Raw genomic sequence first — 24,471 nt, 5'->3', positions numbered from 1 at the left:
AAAAAGAGTCTGGGGCATAAATAATTGTCCCAGACTCTCTTTTTGTATTGTTAATTAATTTCTACAGCATCGTCTACCACTTTAAATGGATCTTCTTCATTAATATAGTCATAGAACATTATGCCATTCAAATGGTCAATTTCATGTTGTAGGACAATTGCTGGATATCCTTTAAACCTTTTTTTGAATGGATTGCCTTCAATATCAAAAGCTTCTATCGTCACTTTAAAGTTTCTGTGCACTAATCCTGGTATAGATTCGTCAACACTTAAACAACCTTCACCGCCGTTTAAATATGCTTTTTGAACACTATGGCTCACAATTTTAGGGTTAATGAGTTGAAGTTCAAGTTTATTTCCTTTTCCATCATCTTGGATATAAACGGCTAACATTTTTTTAGAAACATTTATTTGAGGAGCTGCAAGACCAACTCCAGAGCGAAGTCCATATTTTTTTGCTAGTTCTTCATCTTGAGAATTTTTAAGGAATTCTAACATTTCGTTTAAAGTTTCTTGATCCTCTTTAGATACAGGTATTGCTACTTCATCGGCTTTTTTTCTAAGTGTTTCGTGGCCGTCACGTATAATATTTTCCATAGTTATCATTTTCATGCACCTTCCTCATATAAAATATATCAAAAATTCATCGTATTTACATCTAATATTAATTGTATAAATAAAAAAAACAGAGTAACATAAACATAGATTAGTAAGGAGGAAATACATATGATTGGCAAGAAAATCGGCGCATTAACTTTAACAGCCACTATGTTATTAACAGCTTGTGGTCAATCAACAGATTCATTAGAATCATTTTACAAAAAAATAGAAAAAGCAAATAAAAAAGAGAAGGTCATCGTAGATTTAAATGAAGAAATGACAAAAGCAGAAAAAGAAAAAGTAGCTAAAATTGAAAAATTAAATAAAGCTAAAGGTGATGAATTTAAGTCTATTGCTGAAGAAATTACAAAAAGCGTTGATGATCGTGAAGCGATAATCGATAAAGAAGATAAAGCAATGAAAGATTCAAAAGAGATATTTGAAACATCCGAAAAAGACTATAAAGCGATAGAAGACGATGAACAGATAAAAGAAGCTAAAGATTTAAAAAATATCTTAGATAAAAAATATAAAACACATGAAGAAGTAATAAAAGGATATAAAGGTGTTCTAAAAGCAGAAAAAGAATTATTCGGTTATTTATCGAAAGATAAAGCAACACAACAAGGTGCAGATGAACGTTCGGAAAAATTAACTGAAGAAAATAAAAAAACAGAAAAAGTTGTTACAGATTATCAAAATCAATTAAAAAAAGTTCAACAAGAAAAACAAGATGTAGCACAGATTTTAAATAATTGATATGTATTAGTACAGTTGTTATGATGTTGTAATACAGACGTATAAAAGCCTTGAATCAAAGGCTTTTTATTATGTAAGTATTTTTTATTTAACAGTAAAACAGTTTTGTGTTAAACTAATTAAGAAATGATTATTTAATATAGGGAAAGGTATGGTGAATTGAATGGCTCCGAGAAAAAAAGCCCAATTCGATGCAGTAGCGACTTTAAATGAAATAGAGTCTAAGTTTGAAATGGTTCAAGTTTTAGATGAAGAAGGAAATGTCGTAAATAATGACTTATTACCGGACTTATCTGACGAAGAACTAGTTGAATTAATGGAAAGAATGGTATGGACTCGTGTCCTTGACCAACGTTCTATTTCTTTAAATAGACAAGGTCGTTTAGGTTTCTATGCACCAACAGCAGGACAAGAAGCTTCTCAATTAGCTTCACATTATGCATTAGAGAAAGAAGACTATGTACTTCCAGGTTACCGTGATGTACCTCAATTAATCTGGCATGGTTTACCATTAACTAAAGCGTTCTTATTCTCACGTGGACACTTTATTGGTAACCAATTCCCAGAAGGTGTGAACGCATTAAGTCCACAAATCATCATCGGTGCTCAGTTTATTCAAACAGCTGGTGTAGCATTAGGTCTTAAAAAACGCGGGAAGAAAAATGTAGCAATCACATATACTGGTGACGGTGGTTCATCACAAGGTGACTTCTATGAAGGTATTAACTTCGCATCTGCTTATAAAGCACCTGCTATCTTTGTAATTCAAAATAACAACTACGCGATTTCAACTCCACGTGATAAACAAACAGCAGCTAAGACATTAGCTCAAAAATCAGTGTCAGTTGGTATTCCAGGCGTATTAGTAGACGGAATGGATGCTTTAGCAGTTTATGCAATCACTAAAGAAGCGCGTGAACGTGCTGTTAAAGGTGAAGGTCCAACATTAATCGAAACATTAACTTATCGTTATGGTCCACATACAATGGCTGGTGACGATCCAACACGTTACAGAACATCTGATGAAGATTCAGATTGGGAAAAGAAAGATCCATTAGTACGTTTCAGAAAATATCTTGAAGCTAAAAACTTATGGTCTGAAGAAAAAGAAAACGAAGTAATGGAAAAAGCAAAAGAAGAAATTAAAACAGCTATTAAAGAGGCAGATAATACGCCTAAACAAAAAGTTACTGATTTAATGGAAATTATGTACGATGAAATGCCTCAAAACTTGGCTGAACAATATGAAATTTACAAAGAGAAGGAGTCGAAGTAAGTCATGGCACAAATGACAATGATTCAAGCGATTAACAATGCGCTTCAAAACGAATTAAAAAGAGACGAAGATGTTTTATTATTCGGTGAAGACGTTGGTGTAAACGGCGGAGTATTCCGTGCTACAGAAGGTTTACAAAAAGAATTCGGCGAAGATCGTGTATTTGATACACCACTAGCAGAATCAGGTATTGGTGGTTTAGCTTTAGGTTTAACGCTTGAAGGTTACCGTCCTGTCATGGAAATCCAATTCTTTGGTTTCGTATTTGAGGTTATGGACTCAATCGCTGGACAAATTGCACGTCACCGTTTCCGTTCAGGTGATTCAAAAGCTGCACCTGTAACTATCCGCGCGCCATTCGGTGGAGGTGTTCACACTCCAGAATTACACGCAGATAACTTAGAAGGTTTAATGGCACAATCACCAGGTTTGAAAGTAATCATTCCTTCAAACCCATATGATGCTAAAGGATTATTAATTTCAGCTATTCGTAGTGACGACCCTGTCGTTTACTTAGAACACATGAAATTATATCGTTCATTCCGTGAAGAAGTACCTGAAGAAGAGTACGAAGTAGAAATCGGTAAAGCGAAAGTAAAACGTGAAGGTACAGATTTAACTATTGTTACTTACGGTGCAATGGTTCAAGAATCTCTTAAAGCAGCAGAAGATTTAGAAAAAGACGGTTATTCAGTAGAAGTAATCGACTTAATCACTGTTCAACCTATCGATGTTGAAACAATCGTAAAATCAGTTGAAAAAACTAACCGTGTAATCATCGTTCAAGAAGCTCAAAAACAAGCTGGCGTTGGTGCTACTGTAGTTGCTGAGATTTCTGAAAGAGCAGTTCTATCATTAGAGGCTCCAATTGCACGTGTAGCAGCTCCTGATACTATTTACCCATTCACACAAGCTGAAGGTGTTTGGTTACCAAACAAAAAAGATATCGTAGCACAAGCTAAAGAAACATTAGAATTTTAATTTGTACTAAAAATACAGATTTATATTTAGGAGGAAAAAATCTTGTCATTTGAATTTAAATTACCAGATATCGGTGAAGGTATCCACGAAGGTGAAATTGTAAAATGGTTTGTTAAAGCAGGCGACGAAATTCAAGAAGACGATGTATTATGTGAAGTTCAAAATGATAAATCAGTCGTAGAAATTCCATCACCTGTTTCAGGTAAAGTAGAAGAAGTTATGGTCGAAGAAGGAACTGTTTCTGTTGTTGGTGACACAATTGTTAAAATTGATGCTCCTGACGCTGAAGGTATTCAGTTCAAAGGTCATGATGACGACGAAGAACCTAAACAAGAAGAAAAAGCAGAAGAAACTAAAGAAGAATCTGCTCAAGAAAGTGAAAAATCTGAAGAAGTTGACGATTCTAAACGCGTAATCGCAATGCCTTCTGTTCGTAAATTTGCACGTGACAACGATGTAAATATTAAAGCAGTTTCAGGTTCAGGTAAAAATGGACGTATCTTAAAAGAAGATGTTGAAGCATACTTAAATGGCGGAAGCACTTCAGAACAAGGTACAACAGAAGAAGCTCAATCAGCTTCAACTGAAGATACTGCAACACAAACTGCACAAGTACCAGAAGGTGCTTACCCAGAAACTCGTGAGAAAATACCTGCTATGCGTAAAGCAATTGCAAAAGCAATGGTTAACTCTAAACAAACAGCTCCTCATGTAACATTAATGGATGAAATTGATGTACAAGAACTATGGGATCACCGTAAAAAATTCAAAGAAGTTGCTGCGGAACAAGGTACTAAATTAACATTCTTACCATATGTTGTTAAAGCATTAGTATCAGCGCTTAAGAAATACCCAGCATTAAATACTGAATTTGATGAAGAAAATGGTGAAATTGTTCATAAACATTACTATAATATAGGTATAGCTGCAGATACTGATCGCGGTTTATTAGTACCAGTAGTTAAAAATGCTGATCATAAATCAATGTTCCAAATTTCAGATGAAATTAACGAATTAGCTGTAAAAGCACGTGATGGTAAATTACAAGCTAATGAAATGAAAGGCGCAACTTGTACAATCAGTAATATCGGTTCAGCTGGTGGACAATGGTTCACTCCTGTAATCAATCACCCTGAAGTAGCGATTTTAGGTATTGGCCGTATAGCTCAAAAACCTATCGTTAAAGATGGAGAAATTGTTGCAGCACCTGTGTTATCATTATCATTAAGCTTTGACCACAGACAAATTGATGGTGCTACTGGTCAAAACGCAATGAACCATATTAAGAGATTATTAAATAATCCAGAATTATTATTAATGGAGGGGTAAAAATGGTAGTTGGAGATTTTCCTATTGAAACAGATACTATTGTAATTGGAGCAGGTCCTGGTGGTTACGTTGCAGCAATTCGTGCAGCGCAACTTGGACAAAAAGTAACAATCGTTGAAAAAGGCGAATTAGGTGGCGTTTGTTTAAACGTTGGTTGTATTCCATCTAAAGCTTTATTATCAGCGTCTCACCGTTTCCATAATGCACAACATTCAGAAGATATGGGTGTAATTGCAGAAAAAGTAGCATTAAACTTTGACAAAGTTCAAGAATTCAAAAACGGCGTAGTTAATAAATTAACTGGCGGAGTTGCTGGATTATTAAAAGGTAACAAAGTTGAAGTTGTAAAAGGTGAAGCATACTTCGTAGATGAAAATAACTTAAAAGTTATGACTGAAAAAGCTTCTCAAACTTATACTTTCAAAAATGCAATTATCGCAACAGGTTCTCGTCCAATTGAAATTCCTAATTTCAAATTTGGTGAACGTGTTATCGATTCAAGTGGTGCATTAGCGCTTAAAGATGTTCCTAAAAAATTAGTTGTAGTTGGTGGCGGATATATCGGTTCTGAACTTGGTACAGCTTTCGCTAACTTCGGTTCTGAAGTTACAATTCTTGAAGGTGCAAAAGACATCTTAGGCGGATTCGAAAAACAAATGACTCAAATCGTTAAAAAAGGTCTTAAAGCTAAAGGCGTTGATATCGTAACTGAAGCAATGGCTAAATCTGCTGAAGAGACTGATAATGGCGTGAAAGTTACGTATGAAGCTGGTGGAGAAACAAAAGAAATCGAAGCTGATTATGTATTAGTAACTGTAGGACGTCGTCCAAATACTGACGAATTAGGTCTAGAAGAATTAGGCTTGAAAATGAGTGATCGCGGACTAGTTGAAGTAGACGATCAAACTCGTACATCAGTTGAAAATATCTTTGCAATTGGTGACATCGTAGCTGGTCCTCCACTTGCTCATAAAGCAAGTTATGAAGCTAAAGTAGCTGCTGAAGCTATTTCTGGTGAAAAATCAGCTGTTGATTACTTAGGTATTCCAGCAGTATGTTTCACTGAGCCAGAACTAGCTACTGTAGGTCATACAGAAGCTAGTGCTAAAGAAGAAGGTTTAGAAGTTAAAGCTTCTAAATTCCCATTTGCTGCAAATGGTCGTGCTTTAGCACTAAACGAAACAAATGGATTTGTTAAGTTAGTAACATTAAAAGAAAATGGATTATTAGTAGGTGCTCAAGTAGCAGGTGCTAATGCTTCAGATGTTATTGCTGAACTTGGATTAGCAATAGAAAGTGGAATGACTGCAGAAGACATTTCATTAACTATTCATGCTCACCCAACATTAGGTGAAATTTCTATGGAAGCTGCGGAAGTAGCACTAGGTACGCCTGTCCATACTTTATAATATTTGACAATACTAAAGAATCACTGTTAACGCAGTGATTCTTTTTTTATAAGGAGATTAATAATATGGAATATAGTTATCCAATTGATGTTGATTGGTCACAAGAAGAAATATTGCAAGTCGTTGAATTTTTTAATCATATCGAAGATGCTTACGAATCAAGTGCTAATAGAGAATCATTTGAACAAGCATACAAAAACTTTAAGAAAGTTGTTCCTGGTAAAGCAGATGAAAACAACATGTATAAAGAATTCAAACAAGCGAGTGGCTATGATGGATACAAAGCAGTTAAAGCTTTAAAAGATAGTACTACTGAAACAAGTATCACAATTAAATAAATTTTCTCATCCCCCAAAAAAGTGTTGAAGTATAAAATGATTTCTGTTATTTTATTAAAGATACTAAACTTATTGTTTAGTAAAAGTAAACATACAACTCTTTTTTGGGGGATTTATGAATATAGGAGAAAAACTTAAAAATTTAAGATATCAAAAGAACTTAACTCAAGAAGAATTAGGTGAAAGAACAGATTTATCAAAGGGATATATCTCACAATTAGAAAGAAATTTATCATCGCCATCTATGGAATCTTTTTTAAATATATTAGATGTATTAGGTGTTGAACCAAGCGAGTTTTTCAATGAAAAGCTATATCAAGCTCGTATACATTATCCCGCAAAAGAGCAAACTTTATATGACGAATATGATGAAGGATACAAAATTAATTGGTTAGTCCCAGATTCCAATGAATTTGAAATGGAACCAGTCATTATAACGCTTAAAGGCGGGTGTCGATATAAATCATTCTCACCATCTTCGTCAGAAACTTTTGCCTATGTTAAAAAAGGTACCATTACTTTGAAAATTGGGAAAAGAAAATATAAAGCTAAAAAAGGTGAATGTTTTTACTTTAAAGCTCATGAAGTTCATCAATTCTTCAATGAAACTGAGAAAGATGCTGAAGTACTAATTGTGGCTACAGAATCTTATTTATAGGAGGGGAAACAATGTCAAAATCAATTATTAAGTTTGAAAACATCTATAAAAATTTTAATAATACCCATGTATTAAACGATGTTAGTTTTGAAATAGAAGAAGGTAGGTTTTACACGCTATTAGGCCCTTCAGGTTGTGGCAAAACAACTATTTTAAAACTTATTGCTGGATTTGAAACACCGACAAGTGGAAACATATATTTTAATGATAAAATCATTAATCAAATCCCTGCAAATAATAGAAAAGTAAATACAGTATTTCAAGATTACGCATTGTTTCCTCATTTAAATGTTTTTGAAAATGTAGCTTTTGGATTAAAAATAAAAAAATTAAACAAAAAAGATATACAACATAAAGTGATAGAAGCATTGAAATTAGTGAAACTAGAAGGATATGAACAAAGAAAAATATCTGAAATGAGTGGTGGACAAAAACAACGTGTAGCAATTGCTCGCGCTATAGCAAATGAACCTGAAATTATATTGTTAGATGAACCTTTATCTGCATTAGATTTAAAACTGCGTACCGAAATGCAATATGAATTGCGTGAATTACAGCAAAGGCTAGGCATTACATTTATATTTGTAACGCATGATCAAGAAGAAGCTTTAGCAATGAGCGATTATATTTTTGTAATGAAAGATGGAAAGATTGAACAAAGTGGCACACCAGTTGATATATACGATGAACCGGTAAATAAATTCGTAGCAGATTTCATCGGTGAATCTAATATCGTAAGTGGCATCATGAAACGAGATTATGAAGTAGAAATGTATGGTATTACCTATGAATGTGTAGATGCTGGATTTGAGCCAGATGCTAAAGTAGATGTCGTAATACGCCCAGAAGACATAAGCATCAAATCGCCAAGTGAAGGTAGAGTATCTGCAGTAGTAGACTCACAGCTATTTAGAGGCGTGCATTATGAAATTTGTTGCTATGATGAACAAGGTAACGAATGGATTATACAAACGACTAAAAAGGCAGTAATCGGTGAAACAGTAGGATTAGATTTTGATTCTGAATCTATTCATATAATGCTACCTGGTGAAACAGAAGAAGAATTTGATCGTCGGATAGAAAGCTACGAGGATGATGTTCATGCATAAAATAAAATCATTTTTACTCGTACCTTATATGATTTGGATTATTTTATTTATCATCGTTCCAATTGCCATGATATTTTATGCTTCTTTACTCGATATTCATGGCCATTTTTCATTAGAGAATTATACGAATTTCTTTACAAGTAGCTATTTAAAAATGACTTTAAGTTCAGTATGGTATGCTATTTTGATTACATTCTTTTGTTTGTTAGTGAGCTATCCGTTAGCATTAGCTTTAAAAAGTGCTAGACATAAAGAAATATTATTATTGCTTATCATTTTACCAACATGGATTAATCTATTATTAAAAACATATGCTTTTATCGGTATTTTTAGCCATGATGGATTATTAAATAAAATGTTGAATATATTTCATGTACCTTCTACTGATTTATTATTTACGAGCACAGCGTTTATTATTGTATCGGTATACATTTATATTCCATTTATGCTATTACCTATATTTAATGCTATGGAAGAAATACCAGAAAATCTAATTCAAGCTTCAAGAGATTTAGGTGCTAATCACATTACAACTTTTAGAAAGGTCATTATGCCTTTAACTTATGAAGGTGTTAAAACAGGTATACAAATCACATTTATTCCTGCACTTTCATTATTTATGATTACAAGATTAATTGCAGGTAATAAAGTAGTTAACCTTGGTACAGCAATTCAAGAACAATTTTTAGTTACTCAAAACTATGGGATGGGTTCTACAATTGCAGTGTTTTTAATATTGGCGATGGCTTTTATTTTAATTATTACGAAATCTAAATCAGAGAATAAGGAGGTATAGAAATGAAATTATCAGGGAAAATCTATTTCACAATTATTATGATTTTTCTATACTTACCTATTTTCTTTTTAATTTTTTATTCTTTTAATAGTGCAGGGAATATGACACATTTTAAAGGTTTTACATTTGATCACTATACTTCAGTATTTCAAAATAAACGGTTACTTGTAATTATAGTTAACACGATAGCTGTAGCATTACTTGCAGCTAGTATTTCTACTTTGATTGGAATTTGCGGTGCTATCGGTATTTATTATATGAGAAACAAGAAACTTAAAGTGGGGTTATTAACATTAAATAATATCCTTATGGTAAGTTCAGACGTTGTTATTGGTTCTTCTTTCTTATTATTATTTACAGTTATTGGTCATTTTACTGGTATGGGGTTAGGCTTTTGGTCGGTGTTAATATCGCATATCGCATTTTGTGTACCAATTGTTGTATTACTTGTTCTACCTAAACTATATGATATGAATCCATCCATGATTAACGCTGCCAAAGACTTAGGTGCAACATCTTGGCAAACACTCATAAAAGTAATTATTCCTCATATATTACCAGGGGCAATAGGTGGATTCTTTATGGCATTAACATATTCATTAGATGACTTTACAGTGAGTTTCTTTGTAACTGGAAGCGGCTTTAGTGTATTATCAGTCGAAGTTTATTCTATGGCGAGAAAAGGTATTACGATGGAAATTAATGCGATTTCAACATTGTTGTTCTTATTAGTTATGTTTATCATAGTAGGTTATTACTTCATAAAAAGAAGTCAACAACAAAGGATAAGTAAAAAGGGAGGAATTATGAGATGAAACAATTAATGCAATTATTAGGCATCTCATTATTTGTTGGTGCACTATTAATCCTTTCAACAAAATTAATCGATCCTCCTCCTTCAAATGGCAAAAAAGATGTACTCTATGTATATAATTGGGGCGAGTATATAGATCCAGAACTAACTAAGAAATTTGAACAAGAAACAGGGATTAAAGTTGTTTATGAAACTTTTGATTCGAATGAAGCGATGATGGCTAAAATCAAAAACGGCGGTACTGCATACGATGTTGCTGTACCAAGTGAATATACTGTTCAAAAAATGAAAAAAGAACATTTATTATATCAAATTGATCATGAGAAAATTCCCAATATGAAAAATTTAGATAAAGATTTTATGGATTTACCATTTGATCCAGACAATAAATATTCTATCCCTTATTTTTGGGGAACTGTAGGTATACTGTATAATCCAGAAAAAACAAAAGGTTTAGATTTCACGAGTTGGGATACATTGTGGAACAAACGACTTAAAGATGATGTTTTAATTGTTGATGGCGCAAGAGAAGGTATTGGATTTGCGCTTAATAGTATGAATGAAAGCCTAAATGAAACTGATGAGAAAAAATTACAAAAAGCACAAGATAAATTGGTTCAATTAGCACCAAATGTTAGAGGTGTTGTTGGCGATGAAATCAACACCATGATGGGCCAAAATGAAACAGATGTTGCTGTAGTATGGAGCGGAATGGCTGCTGATATAATGAATAAAAATGAACAATTAGATTTTGTTGTACCTGAAGAAGGTTCCAATTTATGGTTTGATAACTTAGTTATTCCTAAAACAGCTCAAAATGTGGAAGGTGCTCATAAGTTTATTAACTTCTTGCTTGAAGAAGAAGTAGGTAAACAAAATGCTGAGTGGGTTGGTTATGCTACTCCAAATAAAGCATCTTATGAATTATTAGATAAAAATATTAGAGAAGATGAAAGATTTTATCCTGACTCTAAAGTAAGGAATAAATTAGAAGTTTATAAAGATTTAGGTAAAGAAAACATAGCAAAATACAACGAAGCATTTTTAAAATTCAAAATGTCATTAAATTAATATTTAAAAAGGTCTTTGTGAGAAACAATGGCCTTTTTTTGATATAATTAAAACCAATTCATTGTAGAGGAGGAAAATATAATGAATTCATATGTAGAACATGTGAGACAGCCTGTGGGAAGAGGCGCTGAGAAATTTTTCGGTTGGTTTGCATGGATTATTACATTAGGCGTAACGGCTTTATCATTATTTGCAGCTTTAGTCGTTTTAAATAATCCTACAAATATAAATAGACTTGAAACTTTGATAGAACAATTAAACATTAATATAACATCTAATGGACAAATACTGACATCTAGCCAGATAGCATTGAATATCCAAAATGGAATATGGTTATTCATTATTTATTTGATTATCGTTTTAATATTTTCATTTATAGGTTTAGTACTTATGAGATGGAGAATATTCTCTGCACTAGTATTCTTATTACTTTCAGTTGTAACACTGCCATTATTTATTGTATTAGTTCCGTTATTCTTCTTTATTACGAGTATTCTACTATTTATTAGAAAAGATAAAATCTTACCAGTAGAAGGTATGAGAAGACCTGAACCGATGTACAATGAACCGATAAAACAACCAGAAGAAAGAAAACCTATACCACCACAAGAACCTGTACAACCAAGAAGACAAGAAAAACAGGTAGAAACAGAACCGGAAATTAATGAGAATGAAGCACAAGATTCTGGTAATGATGAAATATTGTCTCGTACTAGAAAACATCAAAAAAATAAACGTTTTAAAGAGCCAGTTGCTGAAGAAGAAAAAACAGAGACAACAGAGACTGATGCAACAGAAAGTGAAGAAAAAGACGTTGATGCAGTTGATGAAAATGGAGAAATCGGTCAAAGATCAGATGATCCGTATAGCTATCAAACTACGCAACCCGATGATTATCAAGTTACATCAGGGGTAACTAAGAAAGAGAAAAAACCTAAAAAAGTTAAACCTAATGCCACTATTGAACGTAGAAAAAATTATGAAAAAAGAATGGAACAACAAAGAAAACAAACAAAAGCAGTACAAGAAGCGGAAGAACTAAATAAAAATGATAATAAGGGTTGAATATTATAAATATCATTGAGATAATAATATTTGACAAATTCTAGGAGGCAAATAATGAAAAGAACAGTAGAGTATACTTTAATGATTATTAGCGCAGTAGTATCATTAATAGGTATAATATTTGGTTTTGTTTTTAAATCCCTTGTAAATTCTCCGGATTTTGTAAACCAATTTAAATCAGAATTTGAAAATACTTATAATGAGCAAGTTGAACAAGCTGGAGGTACAGCACAAAATATTTCAGCTGAGCAAGCATTAGATACATTTGCAAGCGTATCAAATTATGGTTTAATCGTATTAGCTATTAGCTTAATTTTAACAATTGTAGCTATTATTTTTATTAAGAAACAAAGAATATTATCAGGAGTATTAGCTATCGTTGCAGGACTATTATCTATATTCACTCTTAACATTATTTCTTTCTTATTATTAATTATCGCAGCGATTATGTTATTTGTTAGGAAAAATAAATCTAATCAACAATTTGAAGATGTGAATTTTCAAAATGATGTAAATGATAATGAAAATAATTTAAATTCTAATCAAAATCAACAAACATTTGATGAACAACAAAATAAAAAGAACAAAGATGATGATCCATATATTTATTAATAACTGATATATAATCATATAGAATGAGTTGTTCTTAAGTTTAAAAGAAATCAGGTTGAGACATTATAATGTCTCAACCTGATTTTATTATATATACAGTTGTAGTATGATTAGCTATAAAACTTTATTAATTCATCAAATGTTTCATCTAAAAATTCTGTAAATGCTTTATCAGTTTTAAGTATTTCGGATTGTGGATCCAAAGTTCTAGCTACAAAGAATTCTGCTTTTTTAATTTCTTTTAAACGTTTGATATGATGTTTTATATCATCAGTGGATAGTTCATTTATAGGTGTCTTATCAATTTTATAGTGGTCAAAGCATAGTGAATAATCTTTTGGTAATGATTCTAATAAATTTATGTTTTTATTTAAGAATTCAGCCATTAAACCTTTATCTTTATTCTCATGCATTACACCAAACATGATGAATAATTGTGATTCAAATAGACCTATTTGAAAATGAGGCAGCATCTTATAGCCTCGTTGGTTTGTAGCAAAAGCAACCCATGTGTCTTTAGGCGGGTTAACAGTTCGACGTGCATGCTTAGCCACGTGGTAGAAAAACTCATCACCTGTTTGTTCTGTTAAGTATTTACTATATCTTTCCCCTAAAGCATTTAATTGCGGTCTTACTTGTTCATCTAGTGCAGCCATTCTATTTTCTAAGCCTTCAACACTAAAAACTTTAAAATCTTTTTGTTTAAACGTATACTTAGTCATAGTTGTCCTCCTTATAACGGTAATACTATATACATATTTTATCATAATTCTATTTGAATATATAAAGAACAATGCTAATATAAAAAATAAATTAGGGGGTATTGTGATGGAAATTTATAAATTTGCATATCAAATTATTAAAGAAGCTGGAAGACACATCAGAGAAACAATTGATGAAGAATTAGAAATAGAAACAAAATCAAACCCAAACGATCTCGTCACAAACATGGATAAAGAAACTGAGGAGCGTTTGTTTAATAATATAAAAGCCACTTACCCTGAACATTTTATATTAGGTGAGGAAGGTCACGGTAAAGATATTGAAAATACAAAAGGTGTATTGTGGATTATGGATCCAATAGATGGCACTTTAAATTTTGTACATCAAAAAGAAAACTTTGCGATTTCAATAGGTATATATATTGATGGTAAAAAATACGCAGGTTTTGTATATGACGTAATGAATGATAAAATGTATCATGCATTAGTAGGTAAAGGGGCATGGCAAAACGACAAGCAACTTAAGCAGATAGAAAATACTGAATTGAAATCAAGTTTGATTTCAACAAACCCTCTATGGCTGACGAAAGAAAAGTTATCTAAAATTTATATGCCAATTATAGATGAAGCTAGAAGTACACGTGCCTATGGATCAGCTGCTTTAGACTTTGTGCATGTAGCAAGAGGTATTACAAGTGCTTATTTAACAATGAGATTACACCCTTGGGATTTTGCTGGTGGATTAATTATTGCAGAAGAGGTAGGGGCAGTGGTAACAAACTTGCTAGGACAATCTTTAAATATTTTAGAAGCTAATTCAATTGTGGTCGGAAATAAACAAATACATGATGAATTATTGACTCAATATTTCTTACCACATAAAGCATTACTAGAAGAAATTCATACGGAAAGATTTAAGAAAAATGGCTAAAAAAAAGATGCGAAACAAAGTCGCATCTTTTCTTGATTGTGTCGGTAAATTTATAGCCATCCATTTTCGCGATATTTCTTTTTAAGTGTAAAACCGTAACCCATAGTTGCAATAATTAATATAACCGCTAGCAACATAAAGAGTATAGATCCCTCTGCTAAAGCAAAACTAAACACTAAAAGGAAAAATGTTACAATTAAAGCAAGTAAAACAAAAATTGCTTTAGATTTTTTCATTTATATCCACCCTTTAACCGTTTTCATTATTATATTATGCGTTACATTTCTAGAAAAATCAACTATCAGCAATTAATCCATTTTTATAAAATAAATGGAAATTTGAGTAAAAGTGTTCGATAATGGTTATTTTTCTAGTGATGTATGTTATAATTATCAAGTTATAAATATAAGCCGAATAAATTTAAATTGGAGAGGAAAATTTTTTGCATGACTAATTTAAGAGAAAATGTACGTAACATTGCAATAATAGCCCACGTAGACCACGGGAAAACAACACTAGTAGATGAATTATTGAAACAATCAGGAATATTTCGTGAGAATGAACATATAGCAGAGCGAGCAATGGATTCAAATGATATTGAGAAAGAAAGAGGTATTACAATTTTAGCGAAAAATACGGGAATTGAATATAAAGATCACCGTATTAATATATTAGATACACCAGGCCACGCAGACTTCGGTGGTGAAGTTGAACGTATTATGAAAATGGTAGATGGTGTTGTATTAGTTGTTGACGCTTATGAGGGAACGATGCCTCAAACTAGATTTGTATTGAAAAAAGCGTTAGAACAAAATTTAAAACCAGTTGTCGTTGTTAATAAAATTGATAAACCTTCAGCTAGACCAGAACAAGTGGTAGATGAAGTATTAGACTTATTTATAGAGTTAGATGCGAATGACGATCAATTAGAATTCCCTGTAGTATACGCTTCAGCAATAAGTGGTACTGCAAGTTTAGACGCTGATCATCAAGATGAGAACATGCAGTGTCTATATGAAACAATATTAGATTATGTACCAGCACCAATTGATAATAGAGATGAACCGTTACAATTCCAAGTAGCATTATTAGATTATAACGATTATGTTGGACGTATTGGTGTCGGACGTGTGTTTAGAGGTACAATTAAAGTTGGACAACAAGTATCACTAGTAAAACTTGATGGTACAATAAAACACTTTAGAGTATCAAAAATATTCGGTTTCTTTGGATTAAATCGTGTAGAAATTGATGAAGCTTATGCTGGTGATTTAATTGCATTAAGTGGGATGGAGGACATCAACGTTGGTGAGACAGTTACTCCACAAGATAATGTAGAAGCATTACCTGTATTGCGTATTGATGAGCCAACATTAGAAATGACATTCTCTGTAAATAACTCTCCATTTGCTGGTAAAGAAGGTACTTATGTAACAGCACGTAAAATTGAAGAAAGATTAGAAACACAATTAGAAACTGATGTTTCATTACGTGTAACACCAACTGACTCTCCAGACGCATGGGTAGTAGCTGGACGTGGTGAACTACATTTATCAATATTAATTGAAAACATGCGCCGTGAAGGATTTGAATTACAAGTTTCTAAACCACAAGTTATTATTAAAGAAGTTGATGGCGTTAAATGTGAACCATATGAACGTGTTCAAATCGATACGCCTGATGAATATACAGGTTCAGTTATTGAATCATTAGGTTCACGTAAAGGTGAAATGTTAGATATGCAATCTAACGAAAATGGACAAACAAAATTAATCTTCTTAGTACCTGCAAGAGGATTAATCGGTTATACAACTGAATTTATGTCTATGACTCGTGGTTACGGTATTATAAACCACACATTCGATTCATACCGTCCAAACATTAAAGGCCGTATCGGTGGTAGAAGAAATGGCGTACTTGTATCTATCGACAAAGGTACAGCAAGTACTTACGCTATCTTAAACTTAGAAGACAGAGGCGTAAACTTCATGGAACCTGGTACAGAAGTGTATGAAGGTATGATTGTTGGAGAGAATAACCGTGAGAACGATTTATCTGTAAACATTACAAAAGTTAAAGCAGCTAACAATATACGTTCTGCTACAAAAGAACAAACAACAACAATGAAGAAACCTAGAATTTTAACTTTAGAAGAAGCATTAGAATACTTGAACGATGATGAATTAGTTGAAATTACACCTGAATCTATTCGCTTAAGAAAGAAAATTTTAGACAAAGCTGAAAGAGAACGCGCTCAAAAGAGACAGAAAATGGCTGAACAAGAAGAGGAGTGATATAGATGCTCTTTATCGCTAAAAATGTAAGTGTTAATCCAGAAGAAAGGCTTTCATTTTTTGGTAAATTATTTAGAGTAGATGAAAATCCAGAACTTGGTATGTGGCTTTTATTATTAACAATATTTGTATTAAGCGCTATTGTATATAATTTAGGCTTCGCTAGAAAATTAAAGTTTTGGCAAAACATAATTATCTATATTTTACTGTTTTTAGGTTGTTTATTATTGACGTTCCTTGCGGTATTCTTACCAGTAGGAGAAAGCTTAATAATAGCAGCAATTGTATTAGGTCTATATCGCTACCGTCTTCATAAAGAGCGAAGTAGAGAAAATCAACAATAAAATTAACCCCTTATTCGTTAATTGGAATTTTAATGAATTAGGGGTTTTTTATATGAAATAAAATTTTTAAAATAGATAAAAATTAATTCAATATAATCTAGGAGAATTTAGAGATTGTAACGTGCAAGAAATCTAAGACAAGCCCGTTACATTTTCTAACGGGCTAGTGGTTTTAAACAAGCACGTTAGAGCGATATTTTCTATAATTTTGTAAAGTTCTGACGCCTAGGGTAATAGTATGAGCGAAAGACTACAGGCTCGAGCCATCTCTAGGTATGTATGCACTTTCAAAATCAGCAAAATAAATTCTCCTAATCCATTAAATGAAAATCACTCGGATTAGGAGAATTATTTTTTAAACAGTAAACCTTAAATGATATTTTATGATTTCGGTTTATCTAGTTTTGATTTACAATCATCGCACATATACGTACGAATTGGATGATTTCTAAGTCTCTTAGCTTCTTTAGATTTTGAATCAAGATTGACTACAGCATCGCATATAACGCATTTAACTTTCATAACCAAAATTATACGACCTCTATTTCGTCGACATAACTAAATTTGTCTTTGTATCCGTTTTCTTGATCATATGTGAAAGCGTCAATTTTACCGTCGCTATATATCATTTTTCCTTCTTTAGAGAAATGGAAAAATAGATAAGGCCAATCGTCGATTGAAATTTCTAAAGAATCTTTGTCATTTTTTAATACAACTTTTGTTGCATCTTCATTTGGTTCAGAATTTTTTATAAAAGGCATTGCATTAATAACAAAAGTTTCTTTTAAGAATGATTGTCTTTTATAATTTGTTTCACTATTTAAAGTAGGGGGCATAGTAGCACCTTCTAAAATAGCTCTGTTCCAAGCTACATTGTTTTCAAATTCAATTGGTTTTTCACCATTGAATATACCTTGTTCTAAATCTTCAATTTTTACTTTGCGATCGTCAAATATCCAAGTTGTTGCGTCTAAAGTAATATTAAATTTACAATTTCCTTTAATTTGTATCAATTTTTTTCACTCCTATCAATATCACAATTCAATTTTAACACATTTATATTGATGAACCTTCTGTTTTTACTTGCAATTTTAAGATTTCTAAGCTAAAATTTTATAAGTATAGAACCTAAAAGATTAAGGGGGAGTATGTCATGCATTACGATTCAGAAATTTGTCAGAAGGCATATGACCAATTATATAACGATTCTGAAAAGATTCTTCAGTTAATTAAGGTGCAAATGGACAACTTAACTATGCCCTCATGCCCGTTATATGAAGAAGTTTTAGATACGCAGATGTTTGGTCTTCAAAAGGAAGTTGATTTTGCAGTACAAATTGGACTTGTTGATAGAGAAAAGGGTCAGACACTTATGGCAAGTTTAGAAAAGGAACTATCTAAATTGCATGATGCTTTCACAAATGCTTAAATGATACAAAGTCTAGAGAGGAGAAATCTTTCTTTAGACTTATTTTTTTAGAATTGGAATGAGTAGATGGACTATATTAAAAGATTTTTTCGCTACATAAAAAATTATTCTAAATACATAGATTTTACGTTGTTAATCGCGTATATCATTTTATGTTTCATTGGTTTAGTGATGGTTTATAGTGCGAGTATGGTTGCTGCAACTAAAGGCTCATTAACTGGTGGCGTACCGGTTGCAGGTAATTACTTTTTTATTAGGCAATTAATGTATTGTATTGTTGGATTTGGAATTGTATTTTTTATGTCATATTTTATGCACATAAATATACTGAAAAATAAACGTGTTCAACAAATCATGATTTTTAGTGTTTTTGGTTTATTAGTATTAACATTACTAATCGGAACAGAAATAAACGGATCAACAAGTTGGATAAATTTAGGATTTATGAATTTGCAGGCATCTGAAATTTTAAAGGTAGTTATGATTTTATACTTATCATTTATTATTGATAAGAGAAGAAATCGATTAAAGCAATTCAAATTAGCTTTGATGATGCCATTATTCTTAATTGGAACATGTATTGGTCTTGTATTATTACAAAATGATACTGGACAAGCTTTACTATTATGCATGATAGTATTGTGTGTCTTTGCTTATTCAGGAATAGGTATAAAAGCTATTTTAAAATGGTCAGGTCCAATTTTAGCAGGTGTTGTGTTATTGATTGTATTTAGTATTGTCTTTAAAGGCGGTATTTTATCTCAGCACCAAGCTGATAGGTTCCATGTAATGGAAAATCCATTTAATTATGAAAGTGGTATTGGTTACCATTTAGCTAATTCATTGCTTGCTATAGGTAATGGAGGATTATTTGGTAAAGGTTTAGGTAATGGCGTTATGAAATTAGGTTATTTACCGGAACCGCACACCGATTTTATTTTCGCCGTTATTGCAGAAGAATTAGGTTTAGTAGGCGTATTATTTATAATTGGTTTGTTAATGTTTATTGTATATAAAGGATTTCTATATGCAGGTTTAACTGATTCATTCTTCTTTAAATTAGTTTGTGTTGGTATATCTAGTTATATTGGTGTACAAACATTTGTAAACTTAGGAGGAATTTCAGGTGCTATACCATTAACAGGTGTCCCACTACCATTTATGACTTTTGGTGGCTCATCCATGTTAAGTTTAAGTATAGCTATAGGAATTTTGCTATTAACTGCTAAACAAATCAAAATTGATAACATTGAGAGAAGGCGCTAAACTGCATATTTACTCAATCTAATTAATAAATTTTATAAAAAAAGCGTATTACAGTAGAATGTAATGCGTTTTTTTTATATAATGGACTAATACATCGTTTTTTGAAAATTCAAATACATTGAGGGGAGCCTTCAAATTATGAGCAAAATAAATAAATTATTAGTAGCCAATCGTGGTGAAATTGCGATTAGAATATTTAGGGCTGCAACAGAATTAGATATTGAAACAGTAGCAATTTATTCGAATGAAGATTTGGGAGCTTTACATAGGTATAAAGCGGATGAATCTTATTTAGTTGATGAAGATCTAGGACCGACGGAAAGTTACTTAGATATTGAAGCAATTATTAAAGTAGCAAAGAAAGCAGAAGTTGACGCTATCCATCCTGGATACGGCTTCTTAAGTGAAAATAAAACATTTGCTAAAAGATGTGCTGAGGAAGGTATTAAATTTATCGGGCCAGAACTTAAACATTTGGATATGTTTGGGGATAAGGTTAAAGCGAGAGCAACAGCACTAGATGCAGATTTACCAGTCATTCCTGGTACAGATGGTTCAGTTGAATCATTTGAAGAAGTAGAAGCATTTGCAAAAGAAAGTGGTTTTCCAATTATCATTAAAGCTATCTCAGGTGGCGGTGGTAAAGGAATGCGTATTGTTAATAGTGAAAGTGAGTTAGAAGACGCATACCAACGTGCTAAATCTGAAGCTGGAAAATCATTTGGGAATAGTGAAGTTTATGTGGAAAAATACATAGATCAACCTAAACATATAGAAGTGCAAATTATCGGAGATGAACATGGTAATTTAGTTCATTTATTCGAAAGAGATTGTTCAGTTCAACGTAGACATCAAAAAGTAGTTGAAGTAGCACCATCAGTTTCATTGAGTGACGAGTTAAGACATCGTATATGTAATTCAGCACTACATTTAATGAAAAAGATAGGGTATGTAAATGCGGGAACAGTTGAATTTCTTGTATCAGGTGATGAATACTACTTTATTGAAGTTAACCCACGTGTACAAGTAGAGCATACAATCACTGAAATGATAACTGGTATTGATATTGTAAAAACACAAATTTTAGTTGCAGCTGGTGAATCTTTATTTGGCGATGAAATTGAAATGCCTAAACAAGAAGATATCAAAACGCTAGGATATGCTATACAAAGTCGTATCACAACTGAAGATCCATTAAATGATTTCATGCCAGACACTGGTAAAATTATTGCGTATCGTTCAAGTGGCGGCTTCGGTGTAAGACTGGATGCTGGTGATGGATTTGAAGGTGCTGAAATTTCACCTTACTATGACTCATTACTCGTTAAAGTATCTACACATGCTATGTCGTTGAGACAAGCAACAGAAAAAATGCTTCGTTCTCTTAAAGAGATGAGAATTAGAGGTATTAAGACAAATATCCCATTCTTATACAATGTAGTAAATCATGAGAAATTTGCTAAAGGTAGTTATACAACTAAATTCTTAGAAAATAACCCAGAGTTATTTGATATTACGCCTTCACGAGATAGAGGTACTAAAACTTTACAATACATTGGGAATATTTCGGTTAATGGTTTTCCAAGTGTTAGAAAGCGTGAAAAACCACACTTCGAAAAAGTTAGGCTAGAAGAAATCTCTAATGAAGAAATTGCATCTTTATCAGGTACAAAACAAATATTAGAGCAACACGGTCCTGAAGGCGTAAGTAAATGGCTTAAAGAACAAGAAGAAGTATTGTTAACAGATACTACTTTTAGAGACGCACATCAGTCATTATTAGCTACGCGTATGCGTACTTATGATATGTTACAAATAGCGCCAGAAACAGCTAAATATTTAAATGATGCATTTTCATTAGAAATGTGGGGCGGTGCAACATTTGATGTTGCCTATAACTTCTTAAAAGAAAACCCATGGGAAAGATTAACGAGATTACGTAAAAAAATCCCTAATATTCTTTTCCAAATGTTATTAAGAGCATCTAATGCTGTTGGATATAAAAACTATCCTGATAACGTAATTGAAAAATTCGTTAAAGAAAGTGCAGATGCAGGCATCGACGTATTTAGAATATTTGATTCTCTAAACTGGTTAGATCAAATGAAAGTAGCCAATGAAGCGGTTCAAAAATCAGGTAAAATATCTGAAGGAGCAATATGTTACACAGGTGATATCTTAAACCCTGAAAGATCAAACGTTTATACGTTAGATTATTACATTAATTTAGCTAAAGAACTACAAAGCGAAGGTGTACACATTTTAGGAATTAAAGATATGGCTGGATTATTGAAACCAAAAGCTGCACACGAATTAATCGGTGAATTAAAAACACATATTGATATTCCTATACATTTACATACTCATGATACGAGTGGTAATGGTTTATTGGTTTATCAGAGTGCTATAAGAGCAGGTGTTGATGTAATAGATACAGCAGTAGCTAGTATGAGTGGTACAACATCTCAACCATCAGCGAACTCTTTATATTATGCTTTAAGTGGTAATGAAAGAGATGTAAGAACGAATATTGATGGTTTAGAAAGACTTTCACAATATTGGGATACAGTTAGAAACTATTATTCTGACTTTGAAAGTGACATTCGTTCACCACATACAGAAATTTATCAACATGAAATGCCTGGTGGACAATATTCAAACTTAAGTCAACAAGCGAAGAGCCTAGGATTAGGTGAACGTTTCAATGAAGTTAAAGACATGTACAAGCGTGTTAATTTATTATTCGGAGATATTGTCAAAGTTACACCATCATCTAAAGTTGTAGGGGATATGGCATTGTACATGGTTCAAAACGATTTGGATGAGGAAAGTGTCATTAAAAGAGGTCGTTCATTAGACTTCCCTGAATCTGTTGTTTCATTCTTTAAAGGTGAAATTGGACAACCGGTAAACGGCTTTAATAAAGAGTTACAAAAAGTTATATTAAAAGGTCAAACGCCTATCGAAAAACGACCGGGTGAATTATTAGAACCAGTAGACTTTGATAGTCTAAGAGAAGAATTACAAGAGAAACAACAAAGTGAAGTAACAGAACAAGATCTTATTAGTTATGCTATTTATCCAAAAGTATATGAACAATACATTAAGACTTACGAAAGTTTTGGTAATTTATCATTATTAGATACGCCTACATTCTTATTCGGAATGGCTAAGAATGAAACTGTTGAGATTACGATTGATAAAGGTAAGATATTAATCGTTAAACTATTATCTATCGGACACGTATATGAAGATGGACATCGTTGGGTTTATTATGAGTTGAACGGTCAACCACGTAAAGTATATGTTAAAGATGAACATGTTAAAGTATCTGATGCTGTTCTTCAAAAAGCAGATTTAAGTAATGAATCTCACATCGGTGCGCAAATGCCTGGAACAATTTCAGAAGTAAAAGTGAGCAAAGGTGATGAAGTTAAACAAGGTGATGCATTGATTATTACTGAAGCGATGAAGATGGAAACAACAATCCAAGCACCATTTGATGGAACGATTTCTAACATCTATGTTTCTTCAGGAGATAGTATTCAGACGCATGATTTAATCATTACAATAGATAAAGCTGAATAGCAAAATATTTATATACAAATAAAAAGCACGTACCATGAATTTATAGGTACGTGCTTTTTTGTTTGCTTAAAAGATAAAGCAAATTCTATTATTTATTGATTTCGTCGTTTAGAACGAAGTATCAACATTATGAAGTAACATAGTAATCCGAACAACATTGTGATGAACAATGCATGGAACAATGCTATAAATATATTAACTCTTGTAAATATAGACAACGCTCCTGTTGTAACCTGTAAGCAAATTAGTATAAATGCTAAAGTCCAACCGTACTTAATTACACGATATTTAGCATAATTTCTGAAAGCGTAAATGAATATATACAGTATCCATATAAATATGAAAAATGCTAGGGCTCGGTGAGACATTTGAACCCACTCATAAAATGTTTGTGGTAATCCAGTGCTACCGCTATGACACAGTGGCCAACTTAAGCATGAAAGACTAGCATTAGCATGTCTAACAAGCGCACCTGAATAAATAACAAAGTATATAAAGAAAGTTACGGCATACGTGTGTATTTTTAAGTGTTTATCTATCACTAAACTAGTTGCTTCGAATTTTTTATCTACTTCATAAATAATTAGTGTTAGTAATAGGACGGATGCGAAACTGATTAAAGATATTCCGAAATGTAATGAAAGTATAAAATCATTTTGTTGCCATATTACAGCGGCAGCTCCAATAAGTGCTTGTAATAATATAAAAGCTATACTTGTGATACATAAAGGTCTTACTTCTTTAATATGTCCTAATTTTATCCAACTAATAATAGCTAATAAAGCGACAAGAATAAGTGCTAAACCTGATACACCTCTATGGGCTAATTCAATTATCGTTTCAATTGGCCAGTCCGATGGTATAACAGATCCATGACATAATGGCCAAGAACTTCCACAACCATCTTCAGAACCAGTCTTGGTTACTAAAGCGCCACCTAACTGCACAAACAGCATAACAATTGTTGCTAATGTAGCTAGCCATTTTAAAAATTTGTCATTAAACAATAAGAACACCTCTAATAAAATTATAATCCATATTTAAACTAATATAAAATGGGCTTTATTCTAAAATAAACCTT

At 32.3% G+C, this 24,471-nt stretch carries 25 protein-coding genes; 19 read left to right on the top strand and 6 right to left on the bottom strand.

What is annotated here, in order from left to right:
- Nucleotides 1-50 precede the first annotated feature (50 nt).
- Complete coding sequence (def, locus tag LQ682_RS01565) at nucleotides 51-605, bottom strand: peptide deformylase (RefSeq protein WP_064204134.1); 555 nt, start codon at nucleotides 603-605, stop codon at nucleotides 51-53.
- A 120-nt stretch (nucleotides 606-725) separates the two neighbouring features.
- Here def and LQ682_RS01560 point away from each other — a divergent pair, with 120 nt between their 5' ends.
- The 13 genes from LQ682_RS01560 to LQ682_RS01500 all read left to right on the top strand — a co-directional run bounded on the left by LQ682_RS01560 (nucleotide 726) and on the right by LQ682_RS01500 (nucleotide 12,816).
- Complete coding sequence (locus LQ682_RS01560; protein ID WP_064204120.1) at nucleotides 726-1,358, top strand: YkyA family protein; 633 nt, start codon at nucleotides 726-728, stop codon at nucleotides 1,356-1,358.
- Nucleotides 1,359-1,521: 163 nt separating this feature from the next.
- Nucleotides 1,522-2,634 carry a pyruvate dehydrogenase (acetyl-transferring) E1 component subunit alpha gene (pdhA, locus tag LQ682_RS01555; protein WP_239723768.1) on the top strand — a complete coding sequence of 371 codons (1,113 nt, stop codon included), beginning with the start codon at nucleotides 1,522-1,524 and terminating at the stop codon, nucleotides 2,632-2,634.
- A gap of 3 nt (nucleotides 2,635-2,637) precedes the next feature.
- The gene (locus LQ682_RS01550; protein WP_064211626.1) at nucleotides 2,638-3,615 is read left to right on the top strand and encodes an alpha-ketoacid dehydrogenase subunit beta; all 978 of its coding nucleotides are present in this window, start codon (nucleotides 2,638-2,640) and stop codon (nucleotides 3,613-3,615) included.
- A gap of 42 nt (nucleotides 3,616-3,657) precedes the next feature.
- The gene (locus tag LQ682_RS01545; RefSeq protein ID WP_064211627.1) at nucleotides 3,658-4,944 is read left to right on the top strand and encodes a dihydrolipoamide acetyltransferase family protein; all 1,287 of its coding nucleotides are present in this window, start codon (nucleotides 3,658-3,660) and stop codon (nucleotides 4,942-4,944) included.
- A gap of 2 nt (nucleotides 4,945-4,946) precedes the next feature.
- Complete coding sequence (gene lpdA / locus LQ682_RS01540) at nucleotides 4,947-6,353, top strand: dihydrolipoyl dehydrogenase (RefSeq protein WP_064204116.1); 1,407 nt, start codon at nucleotides 4,947-4,949, stop codon at nucleotides 6,351-6,353.
- 65 nt (nucleotides 6,354-6,418) lie between these two features.
- Complete coding sequence (locus LQ682_RS01535) at nucleotides 6,419-6,691, top strand: UPF0223 family protein (protein WP_064211628.1); 273 nt, start codon at nucleotides 6,419-6,421, stop codon at nucleotides 6,689-6,691.
- A gap of 115 nt (nucleotides 6,692-6,806) precedes the next feature.
- Complete coding sequence (locus LQ682_RS01530) at nucleotides 6,807-7,349, top strand: helix-turn-helix domain-containing protein (protein WP_239723767.1); 543 nt, start codon at nucleotides 6,807-6,809, stop codon at nucleotides 7,347-7,349.
- An 11-nt stretch (nucleotides 7,350-7,360) separates the two neighbouring features.
- Nucleotides 7,361-8,458 carry an ABC transporter ATP-binding protein gene (locus LQ682_RS01525; RefSeq protein ID WP_064204113.1) on the top strand — a complete coding sequence of 366 codons (1,098 nt, stop codon included), beginning with the start codon at nucleotides 7,361-7,363 and terminating at the stop codon, nucleotides 8,456-8,458.
- Nucleotides 8,451-9,254 carry an ABC transporter permease gene (locus LQ682_RS01520; RefSeq protein WP_064204112.1) on the top strand — a complete coding sequence of 268 codons (804 nt, stop codon included), beginning with the start codon at nucleotides 8,451-8,453 and terminating at the stop codon, nucleotides 9,252-9,254. The genes LQ682_RS01525 and LQ682_RS01520 overlap by 8 nt, the downstream gene beginning before the upstream one ends.
- Before the next feature lie 2 nt (nucleotides 9,255-9,256).
- Nucleotides 9,257-10,069: an ABC transporter permease gene (locus tag LQ682_RS01515; protein WP_064204111.1), complete on the top strand. Its 813-nt coding sequence runs from the start codon at nucleotides 9,257-9,259 to the stop codon at nucleotides 10,067-10,069.
- A complete protein-coding gene (locus LQ682_RS01510; protein WP_064204110.1) occupies nucleotides 10,066-11,139 on the top strand; it encodes an ABC transporter substrate-binding protein in 1,074 nt (357 codons plus the stop codon). The genes LQ682_RS01515 and LQ682_RS01510 overlap by 4 nt, the downstream gene beginning before the upstream one ends.
- 81 nt (nucleotides 11,140-11,220) lie before the next feature.
- A complete protein-coding gene (locus LQ682_RS01505) occupies nucleotides 11,221-12,204 on the top strand; it encodes a DUF4064 domain-containing protein (protein WP_239723766.1) in 984 nt (327 codons plus the stop codon).
- Nucleotides 12,205-12,258: 54 nt separating this feature from the next.
- Nucleotides 12,259-12,816: a DUF4064 domain-containing protein gene (locus LQ682_RS01500; RefSeq protein ID WP_064204108.1), complete on the top strand. Its 558-nt coding sequence runs from the start codon at nucleotides 12,259-12,261 to the stop codon at nucleotides 12,814-12,816.
- A gap of 110 nt (nucleotides 12,817-12,926) precedes the next feature.
- On the opposite strand, the gene LQ682_RS01495 is transcribed toward LQ682_RS01500, so the two are convergent.
- Nucleotides 12,927-13,538 carry a YktB family protein gene (locus tag LQ682_RS01495; RefSeq protein ID WP_070045691.1) on the bottom strand — a complete coding sequence of 204 codons (612 nt, stop codon included), beginning with the start codon at nucleotides 13,536-13,538 and terminating at the stop codon, nucleotides 12,927-12,929.
- Between the two features lie 106 nt (nucleotides 13,539-13,644).
- Here LQ682_RS01495 and LQ682_RS01490 point away from each other — a divergent pair, with 106 nt between their 5' ends.
- Nucleotides 13,645-14,469, top strand: coding sequence for an inositol monophosphatase family protein (locus LQ682_RS01490; RefSeq protein ID WP_064204106.1), 825 nt, complete (start codon nucleotides 13,645-13,647; stop codon nucleotides 14,467-14,469).
- Between the two features lie 50 nt (nucleotides 14,470-14,519).
- Here the strand turns inward: LQ682_RS01490 and LQ682_RS01485 are convergent, their stop codons facing one another.
- Nucleotides 14,520-14,705 carry a DUF5325 family protein gene (locus LQ682_RS01485; protein WP_064204105.1) on the bottom strand — a complete coding sequence of 62 codons (186 nt, stop codon included), beginning with the start codon at nucleotides 14,703-14,705 and terminating at the stop codon, nucleotides 14,520-14,522.
- A 210-nt stretch (nucleotides 14,706-14,915) separates the two neighbouring features.
- On the opposite strand from LQ682_RS01485, the gene typA reads away from it, so the two are divergent.
- Nucleotides 14,916-16,763, top strand: a complete 1,848-nt coding sequence (typA, locus tag LQ682_RS01480; RefSeq protein WP_064204104.1) for a translational GTPase TypA — start codon at nucleotides 14,916-14,918, stop codon at nucleotides 16,761-16,763.
- Between the two features lie 5 nt (nucleotides 16,764-16,768).
- Nucleotides 16,769-17,107, top strand: coding sequence for a YlaH-like family protein (locus tag LQ682_RS01475; protein WP_064204103.1), 339 nt, complete (start codon nucleotides 16,769-16,771; stop codon nucleotides 17,105-17,107).
- A gap of 381 nt (nucleotides 17,108-17,488) precedes the next feature.
- Here LQ682_RS01475 and LQ682_RS01470 read toward each other — a convergent pair whose 3' ends face one another.
- On the bottom strand, nucleotides 17,489-17,629 hold the full coding sequence (locus tag LQ682_RS01470) for a DUF2197 domain-containing protein (RefSeq protein ID WP_239723799.1): 141 nt from the start codon (nucleotides 17,627-17,629) through the stop codon (nucleotides 17,489-17,491).
- An 8-nt stretch (nucleotides 17,630-17,637) separates the two neighbouring features.
- The gene (locus LQ682_RS01465) at nucleotides 17,638-18,120 is read right to left on the bottom strand and encodes a hypothetical protein (RefSeq protein WP_064204102.1); all 483 of its coding nucleotides are present in this window, start codon (nucleotides 18,118-18,120) and stop codon (nucleotides 17,638-17,640) included.
- A gap of 140 nt (nucleotides 18,121-18,260) precedes the next feature.
- Between LQ682_RS01465 and LQ682_RS01460 the strand changes: the two genes are divergently transcribed.
- The 3 genes from LQ682_RS01460 to LQ682_RS01450 all read left to right on the top strand — a co-directional run bounded on the left by LQ682_RS01460 (nucleotide 18,261) and on the right by LQ682_RS01450 (nucleotide 23,390).
- Nucleotides 18,261-18,536 carry an Fpa/YlaN family protein gene (locus LQ682_RS01460; RefSeq protein ID WP_017001262.1) on the top strand — a complete coding sequence of 92 codons (276 nt, stop codon included), beginning with the start codon at nucleotides 18,261-18,263 and terminating at the stop codon, nucleotides 18,534-18,536.
- 66 nt (nucleotides 18,537-18,602) lie between these two features.
- The gene (locus LQ682_RS01455) at nucleotides 18,603-19,802 is read left to right on the top strand and encodes an FtsW/RodA/SpoVE family cell cycle protein (protein WP_064204101.1); all 1,200 of its coding nucleotides are present in this window, start codon (nucleotides 18,603-18,605) and stop codon (nucleotides 19,800-19,802) included.
- Between the two features lie 138 nt (nucleotides 19,803-19,940).
- A complete protein-coding gene (locus LQ682_RS01450) occupies nucleotides 19,941-23,390 on the top strand; it encodes a pyruvate carboxylase (RefSeq protein WP_064204100.1) in 3,450 nt (1,149 codons plus the stop codon).
- A gap of 92 nt (nucleotides 23,391-23,482) precedes the next feature.
- On the opposite strand, the gene LQ682_RS01445 is transcribed toward LQ682_RS01450, so the two are convergent.
- Entirely contained in the window at nucleotides 23,483-24,397 is a 915-nt protein-coding gene (locus tag LQ682_RS01445; protein ID WP_017001122.1) for a COX15/CtaA family protein, read from the bottom strand.
- Nucleotides 24,398-24,471 lie beyond the last annotated feature (74 nt).

The sequence above is a fragment of the Mammaliicoccus sp. A-M4 genome, assembly GCF_022386955.1.
GTDB lineage: Bacteria > Bacillota > Bacilli > Staphylococcales > Staphylococcaceae > Mammaliicoccus > Mammaliicoccus lentus.
Note: the sequence above shows the minus strand (reverse complement) of the source record. Positions and strands in the feature narration are given on the sequence as shown.

Excerpts from the sequence above, each read along its gene's own strand:
- def (WP_064204134.1), bottom strand. The coding sequence starts at position 605 with ATGATAACTATGGAAAATATTATACGTGACGGCCACGAAACACTTAGA.
- LQ682_RS01560 (WP_064204120.1), top strand. The coding sequence starts at position 726 with ATGATTGGCAAGAAAATCGGCGCATTAACTTTAACAGCCACTATGTTA.
- pdhA (WP_239723768.1), top strand. The coding sequence starts at position 1,522 with ATGGCTCCGAGAAAAAAAGCCCAATTCGATGCAGTAGCGACTTTAAAT.
- LQ682_RS01550 (WP_064211626.1), top strand. The coding sequence starts at position 2,638 with ATGGCACAAATGACAATGATTCAAGCGATTAACAATGCGCTTCAAAAC.
- lpdA (WP_064204116.1), top strand. The coding sequence starts at position 4,947 with ATGGTAGTTGGAGATTTTCCTATTGAAACAGATACTATTGTAATTGGA.
- LQ682_RS01535 (WP_064211628.1), top strand. The coding sequence starts at position 6,419 with ATGGAATATAGTTATCCAATTGATGTTGATTGGTCACAAGAAGAAATA.
- LQ682_RS01530 (WP_239723767.1), top strand. The coding sequence starts at position 6,807 with ATGAATATAGGAGAAAAACTTAAAAATTTAAGATATCAAAAGAACTTA.
- LQ682_RS01525 (WP_064204113.1), top strand. The coding sequence starts at position 7,361 with ATGTCAAAATCAATTATTAAGTTTGAAAACATCTATAAAAATTTTAAT.
- LQ682_RS01520 (WP_064204112.1), top strand. The coding sequence starts at position 8,451 with ATGCATAAAATAAAATCATTTTTACTCGTACCTTATATGATTTGGATT.
- LQ682_RS01515 (WP_064204111.1), top strand. The coding sequence starts at position 9,257 with ATGAAATTATCAGGGAAAATCTATTTCACAATTATTATGATTTTTCTA.
- LQ682_RS01510 (WP_064204110.1), top strand. The coding sequence starts at position 10,066 with ATGAAACAATTAATGCAATTATTAGGCATCTCATTATTTGTTGGTGCA.
- LQ682_RS01505 (WP_239723766.1), top strand. The coding sequence starts at position 11,221 with ATGAATTCATATGTAGAACATGTGAGACAGCCTGTGGGAAGAGGCGCT.
- LQ682_RS01500 (WP_064204108.1), top strand. The coding sequence starts at position 12,259 with ATGAAAAGAACAGTAGAGTATACTTTAATGATTATTAGCGCAGTAGTA.
- LQ682_RS01495 (WP_070045691.1), bottom strand. The coding sequence starts at position 13,538 with ATGACTAAGTATACGTTTAAACAAAAAGATTTTAAAGTTTTTAGTGTT.
- LQ682_RS01490 (WP_064204106.1), top strand. The coding sequence starts at position 13,645 with ATGGAAATTTATAAATTTGCATATCAAATTATTAAAGAAGCTGGAAGA.
- LQ682_RS01485 (WP_064204105.1), bottom strand. The coding sequence starts at position 14,705 with ATGAAAAAATCTAAAGCAATTTTTGTTTTACTTGCTTTAATTGTAACA.
- typA (WP_064204104.1), top strand. The coding sequence starts at position 14,916 with ATGACTAATTTAAGAGAAAATGTACGTAACATTGCAATAATAGCCCAC.
- LQ682_RS01475 (WP_064204103.1), top strand. The coding sequence starts at position 16,769 with ATGCTCTTTATCGCTAAAAATGTAAGTGTTAATCCAGAAGAAAGGCTT.
- LQ682_RS01470 (WP_239723799.1), bottom strand. The coding sequence starts at position 17,629 with ATGAAAGTTAAATGCGTTATATGCGATGCTGTAGTCAATCTTGATTCA.
- LQ682_RS01460 (WP_017001262.1), top strand. The coding sequence starts at position 18,261 with ATGCATTACGATTCAGAAATTTGTCAGAAGGCATATGACCAATTATAT.
- LQ682_RS01455 (WP_064204101.1), top strand. The coding sequence starts at position 18,603 with ATGGACTATATTAAAAGATTTTTTCGCTACATAAAAAATTATTCTAAA.
- LQ682_RS01450 (WP_064204100.1), top strand. The coding sequence starts at position 19,941 with ATGAGCAAAATAAATAAATTATTAGTAGCCAATCGTGGTGAAATTGCG.